General features: G+C 64.5%; 23 protein-coding genes and 1 pseudogene. 12 read left to right on the top strand and 12 right to left on the bottom strand.

Translation table 11 applies throughout. From position 1 onward, the window contains the following. The first annotated feature begins 14 nt into the window (after positions 1–14). From xdhC to AB7A72_RS02870, 3 genes are all read left to right on the top strand, one after another. Positions 15–830: a xanthine dehydrogenase accessory protein XdhC gene (gene xdhC / locus AB7A72_RS02880; RefSeq protein WP_239811163.1), complete on the top strand. Its 816-nt coding sequence runs from the start codon at positions 15–17 to the stop codon at positions 828–830. A gap of 340 nt (positions 831–1,170) precedes the next feature. Beyond that, complete coding sequence (locus tag AB7A72_RS02875; RefSeq protein ID WP_369458956.1) at positions 1,171–2,403, top strand: urate hydroxylase PuuD; 1,233 nt, start codon at positions 1,171–1,173, stop codon at positions 2,401–2,403. A 158-nt stretch (positions 2,404–2,561) separates the two neighbouring features. Next, entirely contained in the window at positions 2,562–3,950 is a 1,389-nt protein-coding gene (locus AB7A72_RS02870) for a GntP family permease (RefSeq protein ID WP_312410230.1), read from the top strand. Positions 3,951–4,027: 77 nt separating this feature from the next. Here AB7A72_RS02870 and AB7A72_RS02865 read toward each other — a convergent pair whose 3' ends face one another. Beyond that, positions 4,028–4,237, bottom strand: a complete 210-nt coding sequence (locus AB7A72_RS02865; RefSeq protein ID WP_312525791.1) for a hypothetical protein — start codon at positions 4,235–4,237, stop codon at positions 4,028–4,030. A 172-nt stretch (positions 4,238–4,409) separates the two neighbouring features. Continuing rightward, entirely contained in the window at positions 4,410–5,963 is a 1,554-nt protein-coding gene (locus AB7A72_RS02860; RefSeq protein WP_239811166.1) for a fumarate hydratase, read from the bottom strand. A 352-nt stretch (positions 5,964–6,315) separates the two neighbouring features. Between AB7A72_RS02860 and fumC the strand changes: the two genes are divergently transcribed. Next, on the top strand, positions 6,316–7,707 hold the full coding sequence (gene fumC, locus AB7A72_RS02855; protein ID WP_312410225.1) for a class II fumarate hydratase: 1,392 nt from the start codon (positions 6,316–6,318) through the stop codon (positions 7,705–7,707). Positions 7,708–7,792: 85 nt separating this feature from the next. Here fumC and AB7A72_RS02850 read toward each other — a convergent pair whose 3' ends face one another. Together AB7A72_RS02850 and AB7A72_RS02845 are read right to left on the bottom strand one after the other, a co-directional pair. Then, positions 7,793–8,977: an MFS transporter gene (locus AB7A72_RS02850; protein WP_369458955.1), complete on the bottom strand. Its 1,185-nt coding sequence runs from the start codon at positions 8,975–8,977 to the stop codon at positions 7,793–7,795. Positions 8,978–9,089: 112 nt separating this feature from the next. Continuing rightward, a complete protein-coding gene (locus tag AB7A72_RS02845) occupies positions 9,090–10,121 on the bottom strand; it encodes a GlxA family transcriptional regulator (RefSeq protein ID WP_369458954.1) in 1,032 nt (343 codons plus the stop codon). A 205-nt stretch (positions 10,122–10,326) separates the two neighbouring features. Here AB7A72_RS02845 and AB7A72_RS02840 point away from each other — a divergent pair, with 205 nt between their 5' ends. Beyond that, positions 10,327–11,244: a Dyp-type peroxidase gene (locus tag AB7A72_RS02840; RefSeq protein ID WP_369458953.1), complete on the top strand. Its 918-nt coding sequence runs from the start codon at positions 10,327–10,329 to the stop codon at positions 11,242–11,244. Positions 11,245–11,248: 4 nt separating this feature from the next. On the opposite strand, the gene AB7A72_RS02835 is transcribed toward AB7A72_RS02840, so the two are convergent. The 6 genes from AB7A72_RS02835 to AB7A72_RS02810 all read right to left on the bottom strand — a co-directional run bounded on the left by AB7A72_RS02835 (position 11,249) and on the right by AB7A72_RS02810 (position 14,899). Next, the gene (locus AB7A72_RS02835; protein WP_369458952.1) at positions 11,249–11,725 is read right to left on the bottom strand and encodes a DUF2269 family protein; all 477 of its coding nucleotides are present in this window, start codon (positions 11,723–11,725) and stop codon (positions 11,249–11,251) included. Continuing rightward, the gene (locus AB7A72_RS02830; RefSeq protein WP_369458951.1) at positions 11,725–12,132 is read right to left on the bottom strand and encodes a DoxX-like family protein; all 408 of its coding nucleotides are present in this window, start codon (positions 12,130–12,132) and stop codon (positions 11,725–11,727) included. The genes AB7A72_RS02835 and AB7A72_RS02830 overlap by 1 nt, the downstream gene beginning before the upstream one ends. Continuing rightward, positions 12,129–13,058, bottom strand: a complete 930-nt coding sequence (locus AB7A72_RS02825) for an NAD-dependent epimerase/dehydratase family protein (RefSeq protein ID WP_369458950.1) — start codon at positions 13,056–13,058, stop codon at positions 12,129–12,131. Before AB7A72_RS02825 ends, AB7A72_RS02830 begins: the two co-directional genes overlap by 4 nt. 42 nt (positions 13,059–13,100) lie before the next feature. Further along, complete coding sequence (locus AB7A72_RS02820) at positions 13,101–13,592, bottom strand: thiol-disulfide oxidoreductase DCC family protein (RefSeq protein ID WP_369458949.1); 492 nt, start codon at positions 13,590–13,592, stop codon at positions 13,101–13,103. Between the two features lie 86 nt (positions 13,593–13,678). Continuing rightward, a complete protein-coding gene (locus AB7A72_RS02815) occupies positions 13,679–14,239 on the bottom strand; it encodes a GbsR/MarR family transcriptional regulator (protein WP_239811176.1) in 561 nt (186 codons plus the stop codon). Between the two features lie 135 nt (positions 14,240–14,374). Further along, positions 14,375–14,899: an FKBP-type peptidyl-prolyl cis-trans isomerase gene (locus AB7A72_RS02810; RefSeq protein WP_312410203.1), complete on the bottom strand. Its 525-nt coding sequence runs from the start codon at positions 14,897–14,899 to the stop codon at positions 14,375–14,377. 53 nt (positions 14,900–14,952) lie between these two features. Between AB7A72_RS02810 and AB7A72_RS02805 the strand changes: the two genes are divergently transcribed. The 3 genes and pseudogenes from AB7A72_RS02805 to AB7A72_RS02795 all read left to right on the top strand — a co-directional run. Then, positions 14,953–16,104, top strand: a complete 1,152-nt coding sequence (locus tag AB7A72_RS02805; protein WP_369458948.1) for a JmjC domain-containing protein — start codon at positions 14,953–14,955, stop codon at positions 16,102–16,104. Further along, positions 16,104–16,628: a hypothetical protein gene (locus AB7A72_RS02800; protein ID WP_369458947.1), complete on the top strand. Its 525-nt coding sequence runs from the start codon at positions 16,104–16,106 to the stop codon at positions 16,626–16,628. Before AB7A72_RS02805 ends, AB7A72_RS02800 begins: the two co-directional genes overlap by 1 nt. A gap of 199 nt (positions 16,629–16,827) precedes the next feature. After that, positions 16,828–17,091, top strand: a pseudogene (locus AB7A72_RS02795) (hypothetical protein); the annotation flags it as partial. 343 nt (positions 17,092–17,434) lie between these two features. On the opposite strand, the gene bamC reads toward AB7A72_RS02795, so the two are convergent. Together bamC and dapA are read right to left on the bottom strand one after the other, a co-directional pair. Further along, a complete protein-coding gene (gene bamC, locus AB7A72_RS02790; RefSeq protein WP_239811179.1) occupies positions 17,435–18,541 on the bottom strand; it encodes an outer membrane protein assembly factor BamC in 1,107 nt (368 codons plus the stop codon). A 39-nt stretch (positions 18,542–18,580) separates the two neighbouring features. Continuing rightward, the gene (gene dapA / locus AB7A72_RS02785) at positions 18,581–19,477 is read right to left on the bottom strand and encodes a 4-hydroxy-tetrahydrodipicolinate synthase (RefSeq protein WP_239811180.1); all 897 of its coding nucleotides are present in this window, start codon (positions 19,475–19,477) and stop codon (positions 18,581–18,583) included. Positions 19,478–19,751: 274 nt separating this feature from the next. On the opposite strand from dapA, the gene lgt reads away from it, so the two are divergent. The 4 genes from lgt to AB7A72_RS02765 all read left to right on the top strand — a co-directional run bounded on the left by lgt (position 19,752) and on the right by AB7A72_RS02765 (position 23,869). Next, positions 19,752–20,582, top strand: a complete 831-nt coding sequence (gene lgt, locus AB7A72_RS02780) for a prolipoprotein diacylglyceryl transferase (protein ID WP_239811181.1) — start codon at positions 19,752–19,754, stop codon at positions 20,580–20,582. Between the two features lie 103 nt (positions 20,583–20,685). Beyond that, positions 20,686–21,474, top strand: coding sequence for a transporter substrate-binding domain-containing protein (locus AB7A72_RS02775; RefSeq protein ID WP_312410189.1), 789 nt, complete (start codon positions 20,686–20,688; stop codon positions 21,472–21,474). A 251-nt stretch (positions 21,475–21,725) separates the two neighbouring features. Beyond that, positions 21,726–22,394, top strand: a complete 669-nt coding sequence (locus AB7A72_RS02770; RefSeq protein WP_312834218.1) for a GntR family transcriptional regulator — start codon at positions 21,726–21,728, stop codon at positions 22,392–22,394. Further along, complete coding sequence (locus tag AB7A72_RS02765; RefSeq protein ID WP_239811184.1) at positions 22,391–23,869, top strand: malonyl-CoA decarboxylase; 1,479 nt, start codon at positions 22,391–22,393, stop codon at positions 23,867–23,869. Before AB7A72_RS02770 ends, AB7A72_RS02765 begins: the two co-directional genes overlap by 4 nt. Positions 23,870–23,899: the final 30 nt, after the last annotated feature.

Below are 23,899 nucleotides of genomic sequence, written 5' to 3'. Positions count from 1 at the left end.
TCATGGAACAAGGCATGCCCGTACTGCAGCAATTATTGGCTCGCCTGGCGACGCAGGATGCCTGTCTGGTTCAGGTGGAGTCTACACAGGGATCGGCGCCGCGCGATACCGGGGCCTGGATGGCCGTGTTTGCCCAGGACCAGCTCGGTACGATTGGCGGCGGCCACCTGGAGTGGCAGGCTGCCAGCAAGGCGCGCGATCTGCTGGCCCGTGGCGGCGCGCCGTTGAGTGAGCGTTTTGCGCTCGGCCCGCGCCTCGGCCAGTGCTGCGGCGGCGTGGTGCAGCTGCGTTTTGAGCGGATTGCCCAGGCCGACAGCGCACGGCTGGCGCAGTCCCTGGCCCCGGTGTGCAGCCCGGTAGCGGTGTTTGGCGCCGGCCATGTGGGCGCAGCCCTGGTGCAGCTGCTGGGCACGCTGCCGCTGCACATCACCTGGGTCGACAGCCGCGAGCAGCTGTTTCCGCCCGGGCTGCCGGCCCAGGTGCAGACCGAGTATTCCGACCCGATCGAGATGGCGGTGGCAGACCTGCCGCCGGGCAGCAGTGTGTTCATCCTCACCCACGACCACCAGCAGGACCTGCAGATCACCCAGGCCTGCCTGCAGCGCCAGCGCCAGCACGGCGATCTGGACCTGATCGGTCTGATTGGCAGCGCCACCAAGCGTGCCAGTTTTGCCCACCGGCTGGCCGAGCGGGGTTTTGCCGATGCGGAGTTTGCCCGCATCACCTGCCCGATCGGGCTGCCGGGCATCCATGGCAAGGAGCCCGAGGTGATTGCGATTGCGGTGGCCGCGCAGCTGCTGCAGCACCTGCAACGCGCGCAGCATGCCTGATGCGTTTTTCACAGCGGGCAGGCACGGCGCAGGCGGTGCGGAGGCGGCCTGCAGCGGTTTTGCTGCGTTGCATCAGGGTTTTATCTAGGGGCTGTGCAGCTTTTTGCCGACCTTTGGGTGGCAGAAATTGCATACACTTTAAGTCTACAAAAGGTCGCAGCGGTGCCCCGGTCATGTCGATGATGGCTGTGGATTGCGGCCTGTCTGCTGCTCAGATCGCCCGCCGTGGTGAGCAGGTTCAACAAGTGGCCGGTGCCTCCACACTGGCGGCTTGAGGAGGAGAGCGGGGCATCACCCCTCCCTCGCACTGGCAGCCCCCACGCTGCCAAGGATGAGAGCAATGGAAGGCTATATCCTCGATTGGGCGAACCTGTTGTTGCGCTGGCTGCATGTGATCACGGCCATTGCCTGGGTGGGTTCCTCGTTCTATTTTGTGTTTCTCGACAGCAGTCTGACCCCGCCGGAGGACGAAGACCTGAAAAAACAGGGCGTCAGCGGCGAGCTGTGGGCCGTGCATGGCGGCGGCTTCTACCACCCGGTCAAGTTCAATGTCTCGCCGCCCAAGCTGCCGGACCACCTGCATTGGTTCTACTGGGAGAGCTACACCACCTGGCTGTCGGGCTTTGCGCTGCTGACGGTGTCCTACCTGTGGAACGCCAATATCTACCTGGTCAACCCGGCCGATCCCAACGCGATGAGCGCCCCGCTGGCGGTGTTCACGGCGCTGAGCTTTCTGGCGGTGTTCTGGCTGCTGTACGACGGCATCTGCCGCGTGTTCGGCTTCAAAAAGCATGGCGATGCGATTGTGGGCGCGATGGTGCTGGTGCTGGTCTGCATCGCCGCCTACCTGGCCTGCCATATCTTCCCCGGCCAGGCGGCTTTCCTGCTGATGGGCGCGATGCTGGCCACGTCGATGAGCGCCAATGTGTTCTTCTGGATCATTCCTGGCCAGCGCACCGTGGTGCGGGCCTTGAAGAATGGCGACCCGGTGGACCCCGTCTACGGCAAGCGCGGCAAGCAGCGCAGCGTGCACAACACCTATTTCACGTTGCCGGTGCTGTTTGCGATGCTGTCCAACCACTACGGCTGGCTCTACAACCAGAAGTACAACTGGCTGGTGCTCATCGGCATGATGTTCGCCGGCGCGGCCATTCGCCAGTTCTTTGTGCTGCGCCATGGCCACAAGCTCGGCCGCAACAAGCACCCCTGGCCTTATGCGCTGATCGGTGTGCTGGTGATTCTGGGCGTGATTGCCTGGCTGCGCCCCGGCCCCCAGCCTGCGGTGGCGGCAAGACCTGCCCCTGCCAGCCAGCCCGCTGCCGGCGCCGTACCGTACGGCGAAGTAGCCAAGGTGTTTGCCCAGCATTGCGTGCTGTGCCACAGCGCCACCGGCCTGGCGCAAAAGAATGTGAAGCTTGACAGCCCGCAAGAGGTGGCCCAGCACACGCAGCAGATCTACCAGCAGGTCGTCGTGCTGCGCAAGATGCCCTTTGGCAACCCCGAGGGGCTGAGCGCCGACGAGCGCGATCTGGTCAAGCGCTGGTTCGAGTCCGGGGCATCGACGGCGCCTTGATGGCCAGCGCCGGCAGGCTGGGCCGGCGCCCGGCCCGGAGAAATCCGACTACAGCCTGGGGTGGCTGATCGGCGTAGGATGGGAGGGTTGGGGCATGCCCAAGCCCCTGCTTGCGGTGGGCGGCTGGGGATGCGTGTCACAAATCCACATCTTCTCGCATGTCAAATTTCGATATCCAATTGCTGCTGACCGCCTTGGTGAGTGTGCTGGTGCTGGTGGCGCTGATTGTTTCGCGCATCCGCATGCACCCGTTGCTGGCCCTGCTGATCGTCTGTATCGGCGTGGGTTTTGCCACCGGCATGGCGCCCGGCGACATTGCCAAGAACATCACCAACGGCGCCGGCAAGACCCTAGGTGCCGTCGGCGTGGTGATTGCGCTGGGTGCGATGCTCGGCAAGATCCTGGCCGATTCGGGCACCACCGAGCGCCTGGCCAGCGCCATTCTGCGCCATACCTCGGACCGCATGATTCCCTGGGCGATGACCCTGGTGGCCTTCATCATCGGGATTCCGATGTTCTTCGAGGTGGGTCTGGTGGTGATGCTGCCGCTGATCTTCAGCGTCGCGCGCAAGCTCGAAAGCCGCGAGAACTTCAAGGGCTCGGCCTATGTCTATGTCGGCGTGCCGGTGATTGCGGCGCTTGCGGCGATGCATGGCATGGTGCCGCCCCATCCGGGCCCGCTGACCGCCATTGCGACCTTGAAGACCACCGTCGGCCCGACGATGCTCTACGGCTTCCTGGCTGCGTTGCCCGCGATGGTGCTGGGCGGTCCGCTGTACGGCGCCTTCATCACCCCGCGCATGACGACCCGGCCCGAACAGGCGCTGCTGGACCAATTTACCGAGACCAAGACCGACAGCGGCAAGAACCAGCCCGGCATAGCAATGGGCGTGCTGTCGGCCTTGCTGCCCGCGCTGCTGATGCTGGCCCATGCGCTGGCCGAGATGGCCTTGCCCAAGGGTTCGGCGCTGCTGCAGGTCGCCAGCTTCCTGGGCAACCCGCTGATTGCGATGCTGCTGGGTGTGCTGTTTGCGGCCTTCACGATGGTCTACCTGCGTGGCGGCGATGCCGAAAAGCTGCGTGACACCCTGGGTGCCAGCCTCAAGCCGATTGCCGGCATCATCATGATCATTGCCGGCGGTGGCGCTTTCCAGCAGGTGCTGACCAGCGCCAAGGTGGGCGATGCCATCGTGCACCTGACGCACCAGTTTGCGTTCCCGCCGCTGGTGCTGGGCTGGCTCATTGCGATGCTGCTGTCGGTGTCAACCGGTTCGGCCACCGTGGGCATTGTGGGCGCAGCCGGCTTGCTGGCCCCGCTCGCCGCTGCCGACCCGAGCCTGAACCTGCCTTTGCTGGCGCTGTCGATTGGCTGCGGCTCGCTGTTCTTTAACTATGCCAACCATGCCGGCTTCTGGATGGTCAAGGAGTCCTTTGGCATGACGATGGGCGAGGCGACCCGCACCATTACCGTGGTGCAGTCCATCGTTTCGTTCGTGGGTCTGTTGATGGTGCTGCTGTTCAACACCTTGCCGGCGCTGGGCGGATAGCAGCGCTCCAGAAATGCAAATGGGCCGCAGCAGCAATGCTGGCGGCCCGTTTTTTTGCCGTTGAAGGCGCGCCGTGCTCAGTCGGCAGGCTTGGCTTGGTCGGCCGCTGCGTCGCCTGCGTCAGCGCTGCTGTCTGCATCTGGCTGCGAGGGCGCGCCGTCTTCGGTGTGGTCGGGGGTGTCGGACGCAGAGTGTCCGCTGGCCTTGCGCTGGGCTTTTTCTTCCTTTTTCTTCTTCTTTTCCAGCTCGCGCTGGCGCTTTTCGTACTGGTAATTCGGCTTGGCCATGTTTTTGTTCCTTAGCGGTGTTCAGCCTCCACGATACAGCATGCGCCGTACCTGGGGGCCAAGCATAGTCATGTTTGAGGGCTGGGAAGGGTAAAGCTGGCCTCCAGCGCAGCAAAAAACCGCCCGGAGGCGGTTTCGTGGGTCGATCGCCCTGGGGAGGGCGGGGAGCAAATCAGGCGCCTGCGACTTCAATGCCCTTGAATTGGCCGGTGGCGATCTTTTCCTTCCAGATCGCGGGGCCGGTGATGTGGGCGCTGGTGCCGCCGGCATCCACGGCCACGGTCACCGGCATGTCGACCACGTCGAATTCATAGATGGCTTCCATGCCCAGATCGGCAAAACCCACCACCTTGGCATGCTTGATGGCCTTGGAGACCAGGTACGCGGCGCCGCCCACGGCCATCAGGTAGGCCGACTTGTGGTTCTTGATGGCTTCGATGGCGACCGGGCCGCGCTCGGACTTGCCGATCATCGCGATCAGGCCGGTCTGCGACAGCATCATGTCGGTGAACTTGTCCATGCGGGTGGCGGTGGTCGGGCCGGCAGGGCCTACGACTTCGTCACGCACCGGGTCCACCGGGCCCACGTAGTAGATCACGCGGTTGGTGAAGTCGACGGGCAGCGGCTCGCCCTTGGCCAGCATGTCCTGGATGCGCTTGTGCGCAGCATCGCGGCCGGTCAGCATCTTGCCGTTGAGCAGGATCGTGTCGCCGGGCTTCCAGCTGGCCACTTCTTCCTTGGTCAGGGTGTTCAGGTCCACGCGCTTGGACTTGTTGTAGTCGGGAGCCCAGTCGATCTTGGGCCAGGTGTCCAGCGATGGCGGGTCCAGGTACACGGGGCCGGAGCCGTCCATCACGAAATGGGCGTGGCGGGTAGCTGCGCAGTTGGGGATCATCGCCACAGGCTTGGAGGCCGCGTGCGTGGGGTACATGTTGATCTTCACATCCAGCACGGTGGTCAGGCCACCCAGGCCCTGGGCGCCGATGCCCAGCGCATTGACCTTCTCGAACAGCTCCAGGCGCAGCTTTTCCACCTCATCGAGCTCGGCACCGCTGGCAGCCTTTTGCTGCAGCTCGTACATGTCGAGGTCTTCCATCAGGCTTTCCTTGGCCAGCAGCACGGCTTTTTCAGCGGTGCCGCCAATGCCGATGCCCAGCATGCCCGGTGGGCACCAGCCCGCCCCCATGGTCGGCACGGTCTTGAGCACCCAGTCGACGATGTTGTCGCTGGGGTTCATCATGATCATCTTGGACTTGTTCTCCGAGCCGCCGCCCTTGGCCGCCACGGTCACATCCAGCTTGTCGCCCGGCACGATCTGCACATTGATGACGGCAGGCGTGTTGTCCTTGGTGTTCTTGCGGGCGAACTGAGGGTCGGCCACCACCGAGGCACGCAAGGTGTTGTCGGGGTGGTTGTAGCCACGGCGCACGCCTTCGTTGATGGCGTCTTCGAGGCCCATCGTGAAGTCTTCCCACTTCACATCCATGCCCACCTTCAGGAACACGTTGACGATGCCGGTGTCCTGGCAGATGGGACGCTGGCCAGTCGCGCTCATCTTGGAGTTGGTCAGGATCTGGGCCATCGCATCCTTGGCCGCCGGGCTTTGCTCGCGCTCGTAGGCCCGTGCCAGGTGCTGGATGAAATCCGGTGTGTGGTAGTAGCTGATGTACTGCAGGGCGCCCGCGATCGAGTCGATCAGGTCCTGCTGACGGATGGAGGTGGTCATCGTGCTTGTGGGGTGGGTTTTGGATTGCGCAAGGCTATGGTGCCGTTGGCGCTCGGTATCACGGCAGCGATTATCGGCCTTTCGCCAGGCCGGTGGTGGCAAATGCCTGATAAGTCTTCTAGAAGACTCAGGTGTCGCTCAGGTGTCGGTCTGCGCTATGAGCATGCGCGCAGCATGGCTGCTCGGCGCAGATGAGAACGGCTGTCATTGACTGCGTTAGGATGCGGTGCCGCGCCCGCTTTGCCCCAAAGCGGGCGGCGCCCTATTGACGAATCCTGCGGCCCACCAGCCATACGCTTACCAGCCAGACGAGCCGCGTTGCAATTGTTGAGATACAAGGAGTGATCCAGACATGACAGCTACCCGCCAGGAAAAAGACACCTTCGGCCTGATCGATGTGCCCGCCGACAAACTCTGGGGTGCCCAGACGCAGCGTTCGCTGCAGAACTTCGACATTAGTGGCGAGAAGCAGCCCGGCGAGATCATCCATGCGCTGGCGCAGGTGAAAAAGGCCAGTGCCACCGTCAACCACGCGCTGGGCCTGCTCGACGAGAAGAAGGCCAAGGCCATCAATGCGGCCGCCGACGAGGTGATTGCCGGCCAGCACCCCGATGAGTTCCCGCTGGTGGTCTGGCAGACCGGCTCGGGCACGCAGACGAACATGAACGTCAATGAAGTGCTGGCCAACCGCGCCAGCGAACTGCTGGGCGGCGAGCGCGGCGAGTCGCGCCTGGTACACCCCAACGACGATGTGAATAAAAGCCAGTCCAGCAACGACGTCTACCCCACCGCGATGCATGTGGCTGCCGTGACCGCCATCGAGCGCAAGCTGCTGCCGGCGCTGGAAAAGCTGCGCCGCACCTTGCAGGCCAAGAGCGAAGCGTTCAACGACATCGTCAAGATCGGCCGCACCCACCTGCAAGATGCCACGCCGCTGACCCTGGGCCAGGAGATCTCCGGCTGGGTGGCCCAGCTGGAGCATGGCGCCAAGCACCTCAAGTCGGCACTGCCCCATCTGTATGAGCTGGCGCTGGGCGGCACCGCCGTGGGCACCGGCTTGAATGCGCCCAAGGGCTATGCCGAAGGAGTGGCGCAAGAGCTGGCCAAGCTGACCGGCTACCCCTTTGTGACCTCGCCCAACAAGTTCGAATCGCTGGGCTCCTGCGATGCGCTGGTGTTCGGCCATGGCGCCCTCAAGACCCTGGCGGCCAGCCTGATGAAGATCGCCAACGATGTGCGCTGGCTGGCATCGGGCCCGCGCAGCGGCCTGGGCGAGATCTCCATCCCCGAGAACGAGCCCGGCTCGTCCATCATGCCGGGCAAGGTCAACCCCACGCAGTGTGAAGCGATGACCATGCTCTGCGCCCAGGTGTTCGGCAATGATGCTGCGATCAACGTGGGTGGCGCCTCCGGCAACTTCGAGCTGAATGTGTTCCGCCCGATGGTGGCGCACAACTTCCTGCAGAGCGTGCGCCTGCTGGCCGATGGCATGGTGAGCTTCAACGACCACTGCGCCGTGGGCATCGAGCCCAACCGCGAGCGCATCACCGAGCTGGTGAGCCGCTCGCTGATGCTGGTGACCGCCCTGAACACCCATATCGGCTACGACAAGGCGGCCTATATCGCCAAGAAGGCGCACAAGGAAGGCAGCAGCCTGCGCGATGCCGCTGTGGCCAGCGGCCATGTGACCGCCGAGCAGTTTGACCAGTGGGTCGTGCCCGAGCACATGGTGGGCAATCTGTAAACGCTAGCCAGTCGCTTAAACGTTCCAGGGCCCGCATCACTGCGGGCCTTTTTCTTGCTCAGCCGTGTCCGCGCAACTGCTGCGCTCAGGCCTGCGCCCGCGCCGCCCAGGCCGCGCGGCCGCCTTGCCAGGCCAGCAGCGCCAGGGTCAGCAGCATTGCGACATTCACCGCCTGCCAACCCAGGGTCTGGATCAGCACGCCGCAGCTCAGCGACATCAGCGCGGCGCTGCCGTTGTTGGTCCACTCCATCATCGGCTGGGCCTGGGGGCGTTCCTCCGGGGTGCTGGCCTGGTTCAGCAGGCTGGTGCCTGCCAGGATCATCAGGTTCCAGCCGGCGCCCAGCAGCAAGGAGCTGACCAGGAACGGCAGAAACTGCAGGCCGATCAGCGCCACCGCTGCGCTGGCCGCCAGCAGGGCGGCACCCAGCCAGGCCAGGCGCCGCGCGCCAAAACGGTCTACCGCGCGGCCCGCAAACAGCGAGGGCGCAAACATGCCCAGCACATGCCACTGGATGACCTGGGTGGAGCTGGCCAGCGAGTGGCCCGCGCCATGCATGGCCAGCGGGGTGGCATTCATCACCAGCACCATCAAGCCATGGCCGCAGGCGCTCAGCATGATCGCCTGGCGCAGCGCGGGACGCTGCCAAAGCTGGCGCCGCGATACCACCGGCGGGGCGGCTGACCTGGCCTGCATCGGCAGGTGCAGGCGCGCTGGCAGGCATTGCAGCAGCGCGCAGGCCAGCAAGGCCAGCACGGCAATCGCCAGGTAGGCGCCTGCCAGCGGTGTGGTCAGGGCGCCGGCCGCATGGATGGCCAGGCTGGGCGCGAGCAGGGCCGCTGCGATGCCACCGGCCAGCACCCAGGCTGCGGCACGGCCACTGTGCTCGGCCGGCATGCCATCCAGCGCGGTAAAGCGGTAAAAACCGGCAGATGCCTGGTAGCCGCCCAGCAGCAGCATCGCCAGGCAGAACAAGCCAAAGCTGGCCTGCACCACCGCCCAGGCGGCCAGCAGGCCGGCGGCTACCCCCAGCAGCGTGCCGCATTGCAGGCCCCGGGCGCGGCCATGCCGCTGCATCCAGCGGGCCAGGGGGCCAATCGACAGCAGGTTGCCTGCCACCAGCAAGGTCAGCGGCACGGTGGCGAGCACCGGCCAGGGCGCCAGTTGTCGGCCCACCAGGCCGGTGAGGGCGATGCCGATGATGGAGCAGGACCAGTACAGCGCCTGCGCGATGCTGAGGGTGAGCAGTTGGGGGTGGTGTTGGAGCAGCATGGGCGGGGATCAGGTAATGGTGGGACGTGTGGGTGCCGCCGGGCAGCACAGGCTGTCCGGATCGCATGGGGTATCTGATTGAGCGGGTCAGCCTCTGTGCGGCTGGCCTTCGCTATCCGGCGCCAAAGCGCTCGGCAAAGGCCTGCGGGCTGATGGACAAGGTCTTGTGAAAGCTGCGGCGCAGGTTTTCCGGGTGCCCAAAGCCGCACAGCCGTGCCACGGTGGAGACAGAGGCCTGGCGCTGGCTCAGCAAGGTGGTGGCGGCCTGCAGCCGCACGCGCTCCACATAGCGGCCCGGCGTGGTGCCCAGCTCCTGCTGGAACACGCGCGCCAGGGTGCGCGGCGGCAGACAGGCCTGCGCTGCGAGTTGCTCCACACTGAGGCGTTCGCCCAGGTGGCCGGGAATCCATTCCAGCAGCCCGGCCAGGCGTGGCGCCTGCGTGGTCTCTGCGGCCAGCAGCGGGCTGAACTGCGCCTGGCCGCCGGGCCGGCGCACAAACATCACCAGATGCCGGGCGACGGCCAGCGCCATGCTGCGGCCCAGGTCGGCCTCGATCAAACTCAGCGCCAGGTCGATGCCCGAGGTTACCCCGGCCGATGTGAAGATATGGCGCTGCTGCGGATGGCTGGCATCAAAGGTGTGCAGCCGGTCGCCATCGACCTGGATGGGGCGCTCCATACCCGCCAGTTCGGCCAGGCGGCACCAGTGGGTGGTGGCAGGCAGGCCGTCGAGCAGGCCGGCGCGTGCCAGGATCAGCGCACCCGAGCAGACCGAGCCCAGGCGCAACACCTTGGGCGCCGTGCGCTGCAGCCACTGGCGCAGGCCGCTGTGGTGCTGCACCTCGACCACGCCGTCGCCGCCGGGCACCAGCACGGTGCTGTTGGGGGGCGGGCGCAGCTGGGCCAAACCCTGGGTGGCCACCATCTGCAGTCCGCAGGACAAGTTCACCGGCCCGGCTTCCAGCCCGGCGAAGACCAGCTGGTAGAAGGCGGGCAGGCCCTGGCGCTCGCGCACATCGTTGGCCGTGGCAAACACCTGCATGGGCCCGGTGATGTCCAGGCTCATCGCACGCGGGTAGGCAATGCAGATGACACGGTGGCCGGGCTGGGCGCTGTGGGCGGCGGTGGTGCGGGATGGAGGCATGCGCCCAGTGTGCACGCACGGCAATCTGGCAGCAATGACATTGATCGCACAGATTCTGCCAAGCTGCAGTGAAAGCGCAACACCTATGGCCATGATTGGGGAATGCGAATGGCCAAGGACTTTGTTTGTAGGACAGCTGCGCGACAATAGCTGATTGCAATCCAACAGCCAAGACGCAGCGGCACAGCTGCGCGTCCCGAACACGATGACCGCTTTGAACCAACCAGGAATCCTGCTGGCGCTACCCGCCGCCAGCCGCTACCAACTGTGGAAACTCGCAGGCGATGCACCGGCCGTGCGCGCCGCGCTGGCGCGCTTGCATCAATGGGCCGATGGCGAGCAGGTGGTCGTCTGCATCGGCCAGCCGGTGGCCGATCTGCTGGGCGTGCAGGTGCCGGGTCTGCGCAACTTTCCGGCCATCACCGGCCCACAGGGGCCGCTGGCGCTGACGCCCCATGCGCTGTGCCTGTGGCTGCGCGGCAATGACCGGGGCGATGTGCTGCGCCTGTCGCGCGAGGCTGCAGCGCTGCTGGCGCCGGCCTTCAGCCGCGAGAAGGTGGTGGACTGCTTCCGCCACGGCTGGAACGGCAAGGATGCGGTGCGCGATCTGACCGGCTACGAAGACGGCACAGAAAACCCCAAGGACGACGACGCGGTGCATGCCGCCATTGCCGACGGCATGGGACCGGGACTGGACGGCGGCAGCTACTTTGCCGTACAGCAGTGGCAGCATGACATGGATGCCTTTGCCCGCATGAGCGCCTTGCAAAAGGACCACATGATTGGCCGGCGCCTGAGCGACAACGAAGAGCTGGACGATGCGCCTGCGTCGGCCCACGTCAAGCGCACCGCGCAGGAGAGCTTCAGCCCCGAAGCCTTTATCCTGCGCCGCAATATGCCCTGGTGGAAGGTGCAGCCCGATGGCAGCGACGCCGTGGGCGCCATCTTTGCCGGTTTTGGCCGCAGCTTTGACGCCTTTGAAGCGCAGATGCGCCGCATGGCGGGCGAGGAAGACGGCATTGCCGATGGCCTGTTCCAGATGTCCAACCCCATTACCAACGCCTACTACTGGTGCCCGCCGATGTTGGACGACCGTGTTGACCTGCGCGCATTGGGTTTGTAAAACACTAGTTCCAGAGTGTGGGCTTGTTGACCATCAGGTAGTACACGCCCAGCATCGCCACAAAGGCCGGGTAGCCCAGTGCCTCCCAGCGCCCGGCCAGGCGCCGGTACGCGTCGGGCAGCGGCTGGCCCTGGGCATCGGCCTGGGCGGCCATATGGGCCATGCGGATTTGCATGACCACCACCGGCAACCAGCACAGGCCCGCCAGCACATACAGCGCCATCGACAGCAGCAGCCACGGCGTATGCCAGGGCCAGCCCGCCATTGTCATCAGCGCCCAGCCGCTCAGCGGCTGGATGACGACCGCCGGCGTCGTGAACCACCAGTCAGCCCGCACCACCAGGCGGCTGACCACCGCCTGTGCCGCCACATTGCCGCTGCGGTTGGCAAAGAACATATAGAACGCCGAGCCAAAGCCGGTGCCGACCATCAGCACGCTCGACAGGATGTGCAGGGTTTTGAGCAGCAGATAGGTGTTCATCATCCACTCCGTCCGTCGCGGGTACTGCTGTGCCACAGCAGCCACAGGGCAGCAGCAATCGGCAGGTTTTTGGACAAGGGGCCCAGCGGGTGCAGCCACAGGCCAGGCAGCAAGGCGGTGGCGGCCAGGGTCATCACCAGCATGGCGGCCAACGACGCGCCATAGGCCGCGCGCCCGGGCCGGCACAGCAGCCACAGGCCCAGCAGCAGATCCAGCGCCGCGCCGCCGCCTATCAGCCAGGCGTGGATGCCGGGTGTCTGAATGCCGCCCGCCACCAGCAACGCAGTGCTTTCGCGCTGCCACTGCAGCAGGCTGGCGATGCCGGTCCACAACCAGACGGCAACCAGGCTCAGCCGCAGCAGCTGCAAAGGCTGCTGCGTGGGCTGAGCGCGTGGCGTGGTGTTCATGCGCGGCTTTCGGGCGAGGGGGGAGCTGCCGGGTTGCGGATCAGCGCCAGCATCTGCCCAGGGTCGGTGGGCGCACGGCCCAACCACTGCGCCATCGGCGCCGGATCGCAGCAGTTGTCCAGCGATGCCAGCTGCAACGAGGCGCTGCACCAGGGGCTGCTGGGCACCGCATCGCCCAGCCGCGCGCTGGCCTGGGTGGCCCAGTCGGGCAGGCGCAGCTGCAGGGCCTTGCTGCGGCCGGCCTGCCGGCGCAGGCTCAGAATCATCTGCGCCATGCTGAGGCGCCGCGGCCCGCCGAGCGGCACGATGCCGGTGGTGGGGGACTGCAGCAGCCGCACCATCACCTCGGCCAGTTCGTCGACCGCGACCGGCTGCATCAGGCGCTGCTGCATCACCGCCGGCAGCACCAGCACCGGCAGCAGTGCCAGGCGCATGAACAGCTGGGTGCTGGCGCCCTGTGCGCCAATGACAATGCTGGGCCGCACGACGATGCCGTCGAGCTGGCCTTGCGCAGTCAATGCCAGCAAACGGGCATCTGCTGCGCGCTTGGTGCGCGCATAGGCGGTGTCGTTGTCGTCCACCCCCAGGGCCGAGAGCTGCATCACGCGCCGCACACCCGCCTGGGCGCAGGCCTCGAACAGTGCTTGCGGGCTGGTCTGGTGCAGAGCCTCCAGGCTGGCACCATTGGGCCCCGGCTGGTCGCGCAGGCTGCCCACGGCATTGATGACCAGGTCCACGCCTTGCAGATGGGGCAGCCAGTCGGCGGGCTGCTGCATTCTGGCAAATTGCAGTGGCGGCTGCGAGCGCCTGCTGGCCGCTATCACGCGCATGCCCTGGGCACGCAGCTGGCGCGCCAGCGCCTGGCCGATAAAGCCTTGGCCGCCGCAGAGCAAGACGGTGGGTTGGGGAGCGTTGGGGTTGTGCATGGTCTCTCCTGGTAGGCAAGGGCCTGGGTGCTTGCAGCGCTTTCAGCGCGTGCGGTCGATGTCGCAGGCATCGCTGCCGCGTGCGCAGGCCGCACTGCGCGCTGCAGCCTGCCGCGCCTGGCGCCGTACCGTGCATTGCAGGCCTTGCTCCAGCACCCAGGCCATCGGAGCCAGGGGCAGGCGGTAGCGGTTGCGGGCCAGCAGCGGGTAGAGCTTGTCGAGTGCATCCGCCACCAGCGGCAGCCCGGCCAGCCGCGGCACCCAGGCCCAGCCCACGCCCAGGTAGGCGCGGGTCAGGCAGTCGACGCCGGTGTAGACCTTGCCGTCGGCGTCCACGCCGTGGATGGCCTGCATCAGCGCGGCCTTGTCGGCTGGGGCGTCGCTCAGGTCGGCGGTGCTGGCGTCAATAAAGATCAGCTTGCCCGCCTGGTTGCGCAACATCAGGTGGCGCATCTCGGCGTTGCACATGCGGCAGCTGGCGTCGTAGTAAATGGTCAGCGGGAATCGGGTATCGGCAGTGTCACGGCTCAGCATATGTATTCCTTTCGATGTTTCTGTCACAACAGAAATAATGGTGCCAAAAAATGGCCGTGCTCGTTCAGAGTACAGCCCCTGTGTTCTCAGGACTTGTGCAGCGCTTCGGGCTCGTGCGCCGCAGGGCTGCCGCGCACAAAACGCTGCACGGTGGCGCCCAGGGTCAAAATCTTGTCCAGCGTCGCAGGTGAGAGGCGCAGCATTTCGTCGCTCCAGGCGCCCAGCTTTTGCATCAGCTCCAGGGTTGCCATGATGCGGTCCTGGCCATCGGCGCTCTCGCGGGCAAAGTCGGGGCTGTTGACGAGGGACTGCAGCAGGCGGGTGGTAGGGTCGAACTCCCGCTCCTTGCGCTCCCGCACGATGGTGCGAAAAAGCTCCCAGACATCGACACTGGTTTCGAAATAATCGCGCCGGTCGCCCAGCACATGCGTGACCCGCACCAGCTGCCAGGATTGCAGCTCCTTCAAGCTGTTGCTGACATTGGAGCGCGCCACGTTCAAGGTCTCGCTCAGCTGCTCGGCATTGAGCGGCTTGCCCAGCACAAACAGCAGCGCATGGATCTGCGAGACCGTGCGGTTGACGCCCCACATCGATCCCATCTCGCCCCAGTGCAGCACAAATTGTTGTTGGATGTCGGTCATTTGCATGGTGTGGATTCTAGGGTTTCATTTATTTCTGTCAAGACAGAAATAAATAGGCTATGAAAAAGGCCATCGCGGTGCGATGGCCTTGGTCTGGGTGCTTGGCTGGCGGCTTGGCCGCAGGCGGAGCCAGCGCCGTCGTCAGTGCAGCAGGTTGTTGCCGGGGGCCTGGGGCTGCACGCGGAAGAAGCCGGTGCCGCAGGTGCCTGTGCCAATCTCTTCTTCCGTCGCCTCGCGCACGCCGGCCACCTGGATGTCCAGGCGAATGGCGATGCCGGCCAGCGGATGGTTGCCGTCCAGCACCACATGCTCGGGGTAGAGCTCGGTGACGGTGTAGATCATGTCGCGCGGGGCATCGGGGTTGGTGCCCTGGGGCAGCGCATGGCCTTCGATGGTCATGCCTTCTTCCAGATCCGGCGGGAACAGCGAGCGCGATTCGAGGAAGACCTTTTCCTCGTCGTAATCGCCAAAGGCGTCTTCGGGCTCCAGGTGCAGCTGCACGCGGCTACCGACGGTATGGCCTTGCAGCGCCTGCTCCACGCGGGCCAGCAAATCCTGGCCTCCGACGAGGAACTCCACGGGCTCGTCGAGCACGTCCAGGGTTTCGCCCAAGGTGTCTTTCAGCGTCCAGGTCAGTGCGACCACGCATTGATCAGTGATTTCCATAGGACAATTGTCGCAGTTTGGGCCCGGGTGCCCAGAGGATCACCGAGAAAGCCATGCAAATCGAACAAGCACTGCCTCTGCTGGGAGGCATCTCTCCGGCCCAGTTCATGCGCCGTTACTGGCAGAAAAAGCCGCTGCTGGTGCGCGGTGCCGTCAGCGACTGGAAAGACCTGCAGTTGCCGCTGCCGCGCGCCCAGCTGTTTGAGCTGGCCGGCGAGGAGGGTGTGGAGTCGCGCCTGATCCAGCACAAGGCGGGCGCCTGGAGTGTCAAGCACGGCCCGTTCAGCCGCCGCGCCATCCCCTCGCTCAAGACGCCGGAGTGGACCTTGCTGCTGCAAGGCCTCGATTTGCACAGCGACGCCGCCCATGCGCTGCTGCAGCGCTTTGCCTTTGTGCCGGCCGCACGCCTGGACGACCTGATGGTGAGCTATGCCAGCGATGGCGGCGGCGTGGGCCCGCATTTCGACAGCTATGACGTATTCCTGCTGCAGGCCCATGGCAAGCGCCGCTGGCGCATCGGCAAGCAAAAGAACCTGGCGCTCAAGGAAGGCATACCGCTCAAGATCCTGGCCGAGTTCGAAGCCCAGGAGGAGTATGTGCTGGAGCCCGGCGACATGCTTTACCTGCCGCCGCGCTACGCGCATGACGGCGTGGCCGAAGGCGAGTGCATGACCTACTCGATCGGCTTTCGCTCCCCGGCGCAGCAGGAGCTGGCCGGCGAGCTGCTGATGCGCATGTCCGAGGGTGACGAGATGGATGGCGAGGTCCATGCCAAGGCCGCCTCGCCGATCTACCAGGATCCCAAGCAGACGGCGGTGCAGGCACCGGGCGCCATTCCGCCAGCAATGCTGGACTTTGCCCGCGCGGCCATCGAAAAGCGCCTGGCCGAGCCGCTGGCGCTGGCCCGCGCGCTGGGCGAGTCACTGACCGAGCTCAAGGCCAACGTCTGGTTCGAGCCCGAGGACTCGCCTGCGATGCTCGAAGCCGTGGCCCTGGACCGCAAGACCCGCATGATGTACGACGAGCACCATGTGTTCATCAATGGCGAAAGCTACCGCGCCGCTGGCCGTGACTTCAGCCTGATGAAGAAGCTGGCCGATGGCCGCCACCTGGACCGCCGCGATATCAGCGGTGCCAGTGACGATGCCTTGCAGCTGCTGTCGCAGTGGTGCGAGGACGGCTGGGCCCACGCGGTGCCGCAGTGATGGGCAGCGGCGGCCCTGCACCTGCGGCGTGGCAGCCCGCCGAAGGCCTGAGCGGCCGCTTTGAGGGCCGGGTAGCCTTTGATGCGCAGCTGCAGTACTTTCTGCACCAGGCGGCCGCGCAGGGCTGGCGCCAGATCATCGTGGCCGATGCGGATTTTGCCGACTGGGCCTGGGGCAGCGCCGATGCAGTGGAGCTGCTGCACCAGTGGGCGCGGCAGGGCGGGCAGATGACGGTGCTGGCCCACCGCTTTGACCGGCTGGTGCAGCGCCACCCGCGCTGGGTGCAATGGCGCAGGACCTGGGACCACCGCCTGCAGTGCCGGCGGCTGCTGAGCCGCGATGTGGCGCAAGTCCCCAGTGCGCTGTGGTCGCCGCAGTGGGCGGTGCAGCGCCTGGATGTGGCGCGCTGTGTGGGTGTGGCCAGCGCCGAGCGCAGTGCCATCGTGCCGCTGGGCGAGCGTTTGCAGGAGTGGATTCGCTCCGCCAGCACGCCGGATTTTGCGGCGACCGTACTGGGTTTGTAGGCCATTGTTGACAACCGTGTCTTTCGTTGCTGGCCGGCAACGTTGCAGGGGCTGTTAGCATAGGCATGCGGCCCGGGTAATCCCTATAATTCATTCCAGACGCTGAGGCGTTATTACTTTGTGCTACGCACCCTTGGCCGGAGCGCTTTGCTTGCTCCGGCCCGTTCCACAAGAATCCACCGTCGTTAGGAATACCGAAATGAAGAAATCCCTTGTTATCGCATCGTTGATGGCTGCTGTTGCTCTGGCTGCTTGCGGCAAGAAGGAAGAAGCTGCTGTGCCAGCACCAGCACCTGCGCCCGTGGAAGCGCCAGCACCGGCACCTGCCCCCGCTGTTGAAGCTGCCAAGGACGCCGCCAACGCTGCTGCTGACGCTGCCAAGGATGCTGCTGCCGATGCCAGCGCTGCTGCTTCGAAGGCTGCAGATGCCACCAAGGAAGCCGCCGGCAATGCTGCTGATGCGACCAAGGACGCTGCCCACAACGCAGCTGACGCTGCCAAGGATGCGGGCGCTGCTGCTGCGGATGCTGCCAAGGCCGCTGCCGATGCTGCTTCCAACGCTGCTACCGCTGCCAAGGAATCGGTGAGCAAGTAAGCGCTGAGCCGCTGGCCTGGTGACCACCGGGCCGGCGCTGCTGATCCGCCTGAACGAGCCCGTGCTTTGCACGGGCTTTTTTTGTGGGGGCGCGGGGCTGAGGGGCCTGCTGCTGAGGCCCTTCAGCGGCCGGCGGCGCCAATAAAAAAAGCCACTGCGCATGCGCAGTGGCCTCTGAGGCTGTACACGGCCCAACGGGCCGGGCAGGGCATCACTTCATGTCGTCTGCCAGTACCTTGAGAATGCGCTGTGCATTCGCCGAGGTATCTGCCTTGCCGCTCTCGTTGAGCACGGTGACGTTGCTGGTATTGGCCTCGCTCTTGACCTGGATGCGGTACTTGATCGGGTCCGGTGCATCCGGGTTGCGGTTGAAAATCTTCGCAAAGAAACCGTCGGGCTTCTTGTTCAGATCGGTCGGGTCGATGTAGCGCACGAAGTACACGCCTTGGCTGCGGTCGCGGTCCTCGACGGTGAAGCCGGTGCGGTCCAGCGCCAGGCCCACGCGGCGCCAGGTGCGGTCAAACGGATCGCTGACCTGCAGCAGCGGCGAGCCATCGGCTGCGGTGGCGATCTTGGAGGTGCTGACAGGGGCCAGCGGTGCAGCAGCAATCGCCTTGGATTGCTCTTCGCTCACACCCAGCTTGACCATGATGCGGCGCAGGAATTCGGTCTCCAGCTCGGGATCGGCCTTGCGGGGCTGCCAGATGGTGCTGTCCTTTTCCTTGTTGGAGTAGACCTCCTCCATGCCGCGGTGGCTGACATAGACTTCAGTCTTGCCATCAGGGCGGCGCTCGATGCGGGTGCGGAACTTGTCCTGCTCGCCGGTCGAGTAGATCGAGTCGAACACCTTGCCAATGGAGCGGCGGATGAAATCCTGCGGCAGCTTGGCGCGGTTTTCGGCCCAGTCGGTTTCCATGATGCCGATATCGGGGCGCTCGATGGTCAGTGCAAAGCCATTTTCCTGCCAGAAATCCTTGACCGGCTCCCAGATCTTGTCTGCGGGGCGGTCGATCACCAGCCAGCGCTGGTTGCCATCGCGCTCGATCTGCACGTCGCCAATCTGCGAGGCAGCCGTGTTGGCCGTGCCCTTGGGCGCAGCATCCTTTTGCACCTGGTAGGCCGCAGCCGAAACGGTGCCGCCAGGCACGACATAGCGCGAGTCCTTGGACAGCTGGGTGAGGTCCGGAGGGACTTCCAGCGTTGGTCCTTTGGAGGCGCTCTTGTAGTCGATCTTGTCGCCTTCGAGAATATTGCCGGTACCGCAAGCGGCCAAAGTGACAGACAGGCTCAGCACGCTGAGTTTTGCGAGGGAATTCACGTTCAAATCCTTAACAGAGGCAACGCGCGGATGATTGCTTTAGAGCAAGGAGGCTCCGCGCATGGCAGCTTCCACCGTGCCATGCAGACCGGCGGAAAGCTCGGTCATCGGCAGGCGCAGGGTTGGGCCACACAGGCCCATCTTGTTGGCCGCCCACTTTACCGGAATGGGGTTGGCCTCCAAGAAGAGGGCTTTATGCAGCGGCAGCAGTTTATTCTGAATTTCCATAGCCCGACCAACATCCTTGGCAATTGCTGCCTGGCATAGCTGGCTCATCAGGCGCGGCGCGATGTTGGCGGTGACGCTGACGTTGCCGTGTCCGCCGCACAGCATCAGCGCCACTGCGGTGGGGTCATCGCCCGAGTAGATGCCAAAGCCGGCCGGTGCATCCTTGATCAGCCACTGGGCGCGCTCGATGTTGCCGGTGGCTTCCTTGATGCCGACGATGCCGGGCACTTCGGCCAGACGCAGGACGGTGTCGTGCTGCATGTCGGCCACGCTGCGGCCGGGCACGTTGTAGAGGAAGATCGGCAGGTCGCCCACCGCTTCGGCAATCGCTTTGAAGTGCTGGAACTGGCCTTCCTGGGTGGGCTTGTTGTAGTAGGGCACGACCTGGAGCTGGCTGTCGGCACCCACGCTCCTGGCGTACTTGGCCAGGGTGATGGCCTCATGGGTGGAGTTGGCACCACAGCCAGCCATGATGGGCACGCGCTTGTTGGCCTGTTCGACGGCAACACGGATGATCTCCATGTGTTCTTCGACGGTGACTGTGGGCGACTCGCCGGTGGTGCCCACCACGCCGATGCAGTTGGTGCCCTCGGCGATATGCCAGTCGATCAGTTTTCGCAAGCTTGCATAGTCCACGCTGCCATCGGCATGCAAGGGGGTGATCAGGGCAACAATACTACCGGTCAATGGAACACTGGTGGAAGTCATAGCGTGGATTGAAAGCTGGATGGAAGATTCTAGCGGTGGCTGGACTGCTGCCGCCGCTGGCAGTATAGCGTGACCCAAGGCGATTGCTGTCATATTGATCGCAAATTCCTTTTTGCTTTGGTCATATTGAATGTTTTGTCTTGGTTATTTGGTTAATTTGACGTAAATTTTTGTTGAACGCGATGATATCGATTGTGTAATCGAATGCGCATGGGCGCGGGTAAGTCCTGTGCCACCACCCCGGTTGGCGCTGCCCGCTGCGAACTGCGGCACAATGCCTGCCATGCTGATGTATCCCCAATTTGACCCGATTGCCATCAAGCTCGGCCCGCTGGCCGTGCACTGGTATGGACTGACCTATCTGGTCGCCTTTGGCCTGTTTCTGTTCCTGGGCATTCGCCGCCTCAAGGACCAGCCTTTTGCCTCGGTTACCACGCCCACCCGCTGGCAACGCAAGGATGTCGAGGACATTCTGTTCTACGGCGTGCTCGGGGTCATCGTCGGTGGCCGTCTGGGCTACTGCCTGTTCTACAAACCCGGGTACTACCTCAGCCATCCGCTGGAGATCCTGGCGGTCTGGCAAGGGGGCATGAGCTTCCATGGTGGTCTGGTCGGTGTGATCCTGTCGATGGTGCTGTTTGCCAGGTTGAAGGGCCGGCCCTGGCTGCAGGTGGCCGACTTTGTCGCGCCCTGCATTCCGCTGGGCCTGGCATCGGGGCGCGTAGGCAACTTCATCAATGGCGAGCTCTGGGGCCGCTTCTCCAGCCCCGATCTGCCCTGGGGCATGGTGTTTCCGCAAAGCGGCTCGATGCTGCCGCGCCACCCCTCGCAGATCTACCAGTTCCTGCTAGAAGGCGTGCTGCTCTTTGTCATCATGTGGCTGTACTCGCGCAAGCAGCGTGGTGAGGGCCAGGTGGCCGGCGTCTTCCTGATCGGATACGGCCTGCTGCGCTTCATTGCCGAGTATTTCCGCGAGCCCGATGACTTCCTGGGCCTGCTGTCGCTGAACCTCAGCATGGGCCAGTGGCTCAGCCTGCCGATGGTGCTGCTGGGTATCTACCTGTGGAACCGGGGCCGCAGCCAACCGGTGCTGGCCACGCCGTAAACCGCTTATATCCCTGGTTTTATAGGGCTATACTGATCAGCCGCTGTGCCGGGTTTATCTGGCACAGCGGCTTTGTTTTTTGCCTGAGCGGAGATAGGACGATATGACAAGAAAATGGGTGCTGGGCCTGGTGGCCGGTGTGTGCATGCTGGGCAGTGCGGCGGTGTCCGCGCAGCAGGCCTTGCCCGATCTGAAAGTGGCCGTGGACCTGAGCTATGAGCCCTTTACCTACAAGCTGCCTACAGGCCAGCCTGCCGGGTTCGACGTGGATATCGCCAATGCGCTGTGCGCCGAGATCAAGCGCAAGTGCGTCTTCGTCGAGCAGGTCTGGGACGGCATGATCCCCGGTCTGCAGGCCAAGAAATACGACGTCATCATCAGCTCGATGGCCAAGAACGAGGACCGCGCCCGTGTCGTGGACTTCACGAACAAGTACTACCACACCGGTGCGCGCATCGTGATGCCCAAAGGCTTCAAATACACCGGTCCCGAATCGCTGAAGGGCAAGAAAATCGGCGTGCTCAAGGCCAGCATCCAGGAAAAATGGGCGCTGACCTACCTCAAGCCTGCCGGCGTCGATGTGGTGTCCTACCCGGGCCGTGACCCGGTGTACCTGGATATCAACTCCGGCCGTCTCGATGGCTCGGTGGCTGACAGCGTCGAGATTGCCTATGGCTTTTTGAAGAAGCCCGAAGGCCAGAACTTTGAATTTGTCAGCGACACCCTGGTGGACAAGAAGATCTTTGGCGAAGGCGCCAGCATTGCGATGCGCAAGGGCCAGCCTGAGCTGAAGAAGTCGCTCAATGATGCGATTGCCGCCATCCGCGCCGATGGCCGCTACAAGAAGATTGCCGACAAGTACTTTGACTTTGACCCCTACGGCAAGGACTGAGAACCTCGTCACATGCTGCGGGCCCACGGCCCCAGCGCAAGAGCAGGCAGGCCCGGTGGAACCGGTGCCTGCTTTTTTTTACCCAAGATGCCTGAGGTGAGGGTTTGCACCGGTAACAGTGATTGCGGACTACGAACCGGGTATTAACACGGGTGCCAAAATGCGCTGTAATTTCTCATAATTACAGGCACGCACTGTAGATGGGGCTGCTGGCCCGCGCAGAACGATGGCCTTCACAAAGGAGCAAGCGGATGGCAGTTGCCGGACAGCCTTTGCACGACACGGTGGCGATCCAGATACGGGATCTGATCTTTGCCGGCACGTTGGCGGCGGGCGAACTGCTGGACGAAAAGGCGCTGTGCGACCAGCTCTGCGTGTCGCGCACGCCGTTGCGTGAAGCCCTGAAGTTGCTGGTCTCCGAAGGCCTGCTGCGCCATGAGCCCCGGCGCGGCTGCTTCGTCGAGACCGTGACCGAGCGTGACCTGGACGATATCTTTCCGGTCATCGCCTTGCTGGAGGGGCGTGCCGCCTACGAGGCCACCAAAAAACTCAGCAGCGCCGACCGTGCGGTGCTCGATGTGATGCACGAGCAGCTGGTCGATTACGCCGAGGCGGGCGACATTGCCGCCTACTACCGCATGAACCACCAGATCCACGAGGCCTTCATTACCTTGGCCGACAACCGCTGGCTGGCCCAGGCGATTGCCGATCTGCGCCGCATTCTGCGCCTGGCGCGGCTGCACCAGTTGCGCGCGCCGGGCCGGCTGCAGGCCAGCTTGCAGGAGCACCTGGATATCTACGCCGTGATGCTGACCGGCGACGCCGATGCCGCCGAGCAGACCATGCGCAACCATTTGCTGCAGCAGCGCAAGGCGCTGCTGCGCACCACTCCACTATCACCGTCGAGGATTGCTTTATGACCACCGCCACTGAAACTTCGCCCGCTGCCGGGGTGGACAGCGCTGCCAACAGCTGGCTGCAAAAAAGTGCGGCCTGGCTGCGCTCGGTCGGCATTCCTACCGAGCTGGGCAGCAGCAGCGCTGCCGATGGCGAGCGTGACACGACCGAGCGCCTGAAGGCGACCCTGCGCCGCGGCAATGAAGCGCTGTCGCCGCGCGAGTTGCGCCGGCTGCTGGCCGACCTGCAGGCGGTGGCGGCCAGTGAAGTGAGCGATGCCGAAGGCGGGCGCCTGGCCGAGCCGGTGATGCAGTGGTATGCCGCTGCCCAGCCCGAGCAGCGCCTGGACTGCTGGCGCCTGCTGTGCGAGCAGTTTGTGCCCGACGTGGCCAAGATCGGCCAGGCCCGCCAGCGCTATGAAGACGCCATCGGCACTGCAAGCATGGCCGCTGCCGAGCGCCAGTTGCGCAAGGCCTTGCAGACGCCGCGCATGCGGCTGTTCCAGCGTTTTGCGGTGCCGGCGCAGGGCATGCGCTTTTTGCTGGATCTGCGTGCGCAGATGCTGCCGCAGATCAAAAGCCATGAATGGCTGGTCGCGGTCGATGCCGATCTGGAGTACCTGTTCTCCACCTGGTTCGATATCGCCTTCCTGGAGCTGCGCAGCCTCAGCTGGGATTCGCCCGCATCCCTGCTGGAAAAACTCATCAAGTACGAGGCGGTGCATGACATCCGCAGCTGGACCGACCTGAAAAACCGCCTCGACAGCGACCGCCGCTGCTACGGCTTCTTCCACCCGCGCCTGCCCAATGAGCCGCTGATCTTTGTCGAGGTGGCGCTGGTCGACAAGATGTCGGACAGCATTGCGCCGCTGCTGGACGAGGCCGCTGCCGCAGCCGACGTGAACAAGGCCAGTACGGCCATCTTCTACTCGATCAGCAACACCCAGACCGGCTTGCGTGGCGTGAGCTTTGGCGATTCGCTGATCAAGACCGTGGTGGAGCAGCTGCTGCAGGAGTTTCCGAAGCTGCGCCAGTTTGCCACCCTGTCGCCGATCCCTGGCTTTCGCAGCTGGCTGGGCAAGAACGCAGCCGATGTCTGGGAAAGCGCCGACAAGCGTCTGCGCGCCGAGCTGGGCAAGGCGCTGGACAAGGCCGACCCCACGGCGGACGACTGGATCGCAGCGCTGGAGCAACCCGGTCAATGGCAACCGGGCGACCCGGCTGCCAAGCTGCTGATGCATGCCGCTGCCCGCTACCTGGGCAAGAGCCTGGTCAAGGACAAGCCGGTGGACCCGGTCGCGCGTTTTCACCTGGGCAACGGCTCGCGGGTCGAGCGCCTGAACTGGGCGGGGGACACCTCGACCAAGGGCATCAAGCAATCCTACGGCCTGATGGTGAACTACCTGTACGACCTCAAGCGCCTGGACAAGCACCGCAACTTGCTGGCACAGGGCAAGATTCCGGTGTCTTCGGGCATCGAGGCGCTGGCCAAGGTCTGAACCTGTTTTGATGGATGGCAGGCCAGCATG

Source organism: Comamonas sediminis, from assembly GCF_041107495.1.
Classification (GTDB): Bacteria; Pseudomonadota; Gammaproteobacteria; order Burkholderiales; family Burkholderiaceae_C; genus Comamonas; species Comamonas sediminis.
This window is presented reverse-complemented; position numbering and strand designations above follow the sequence as displayed.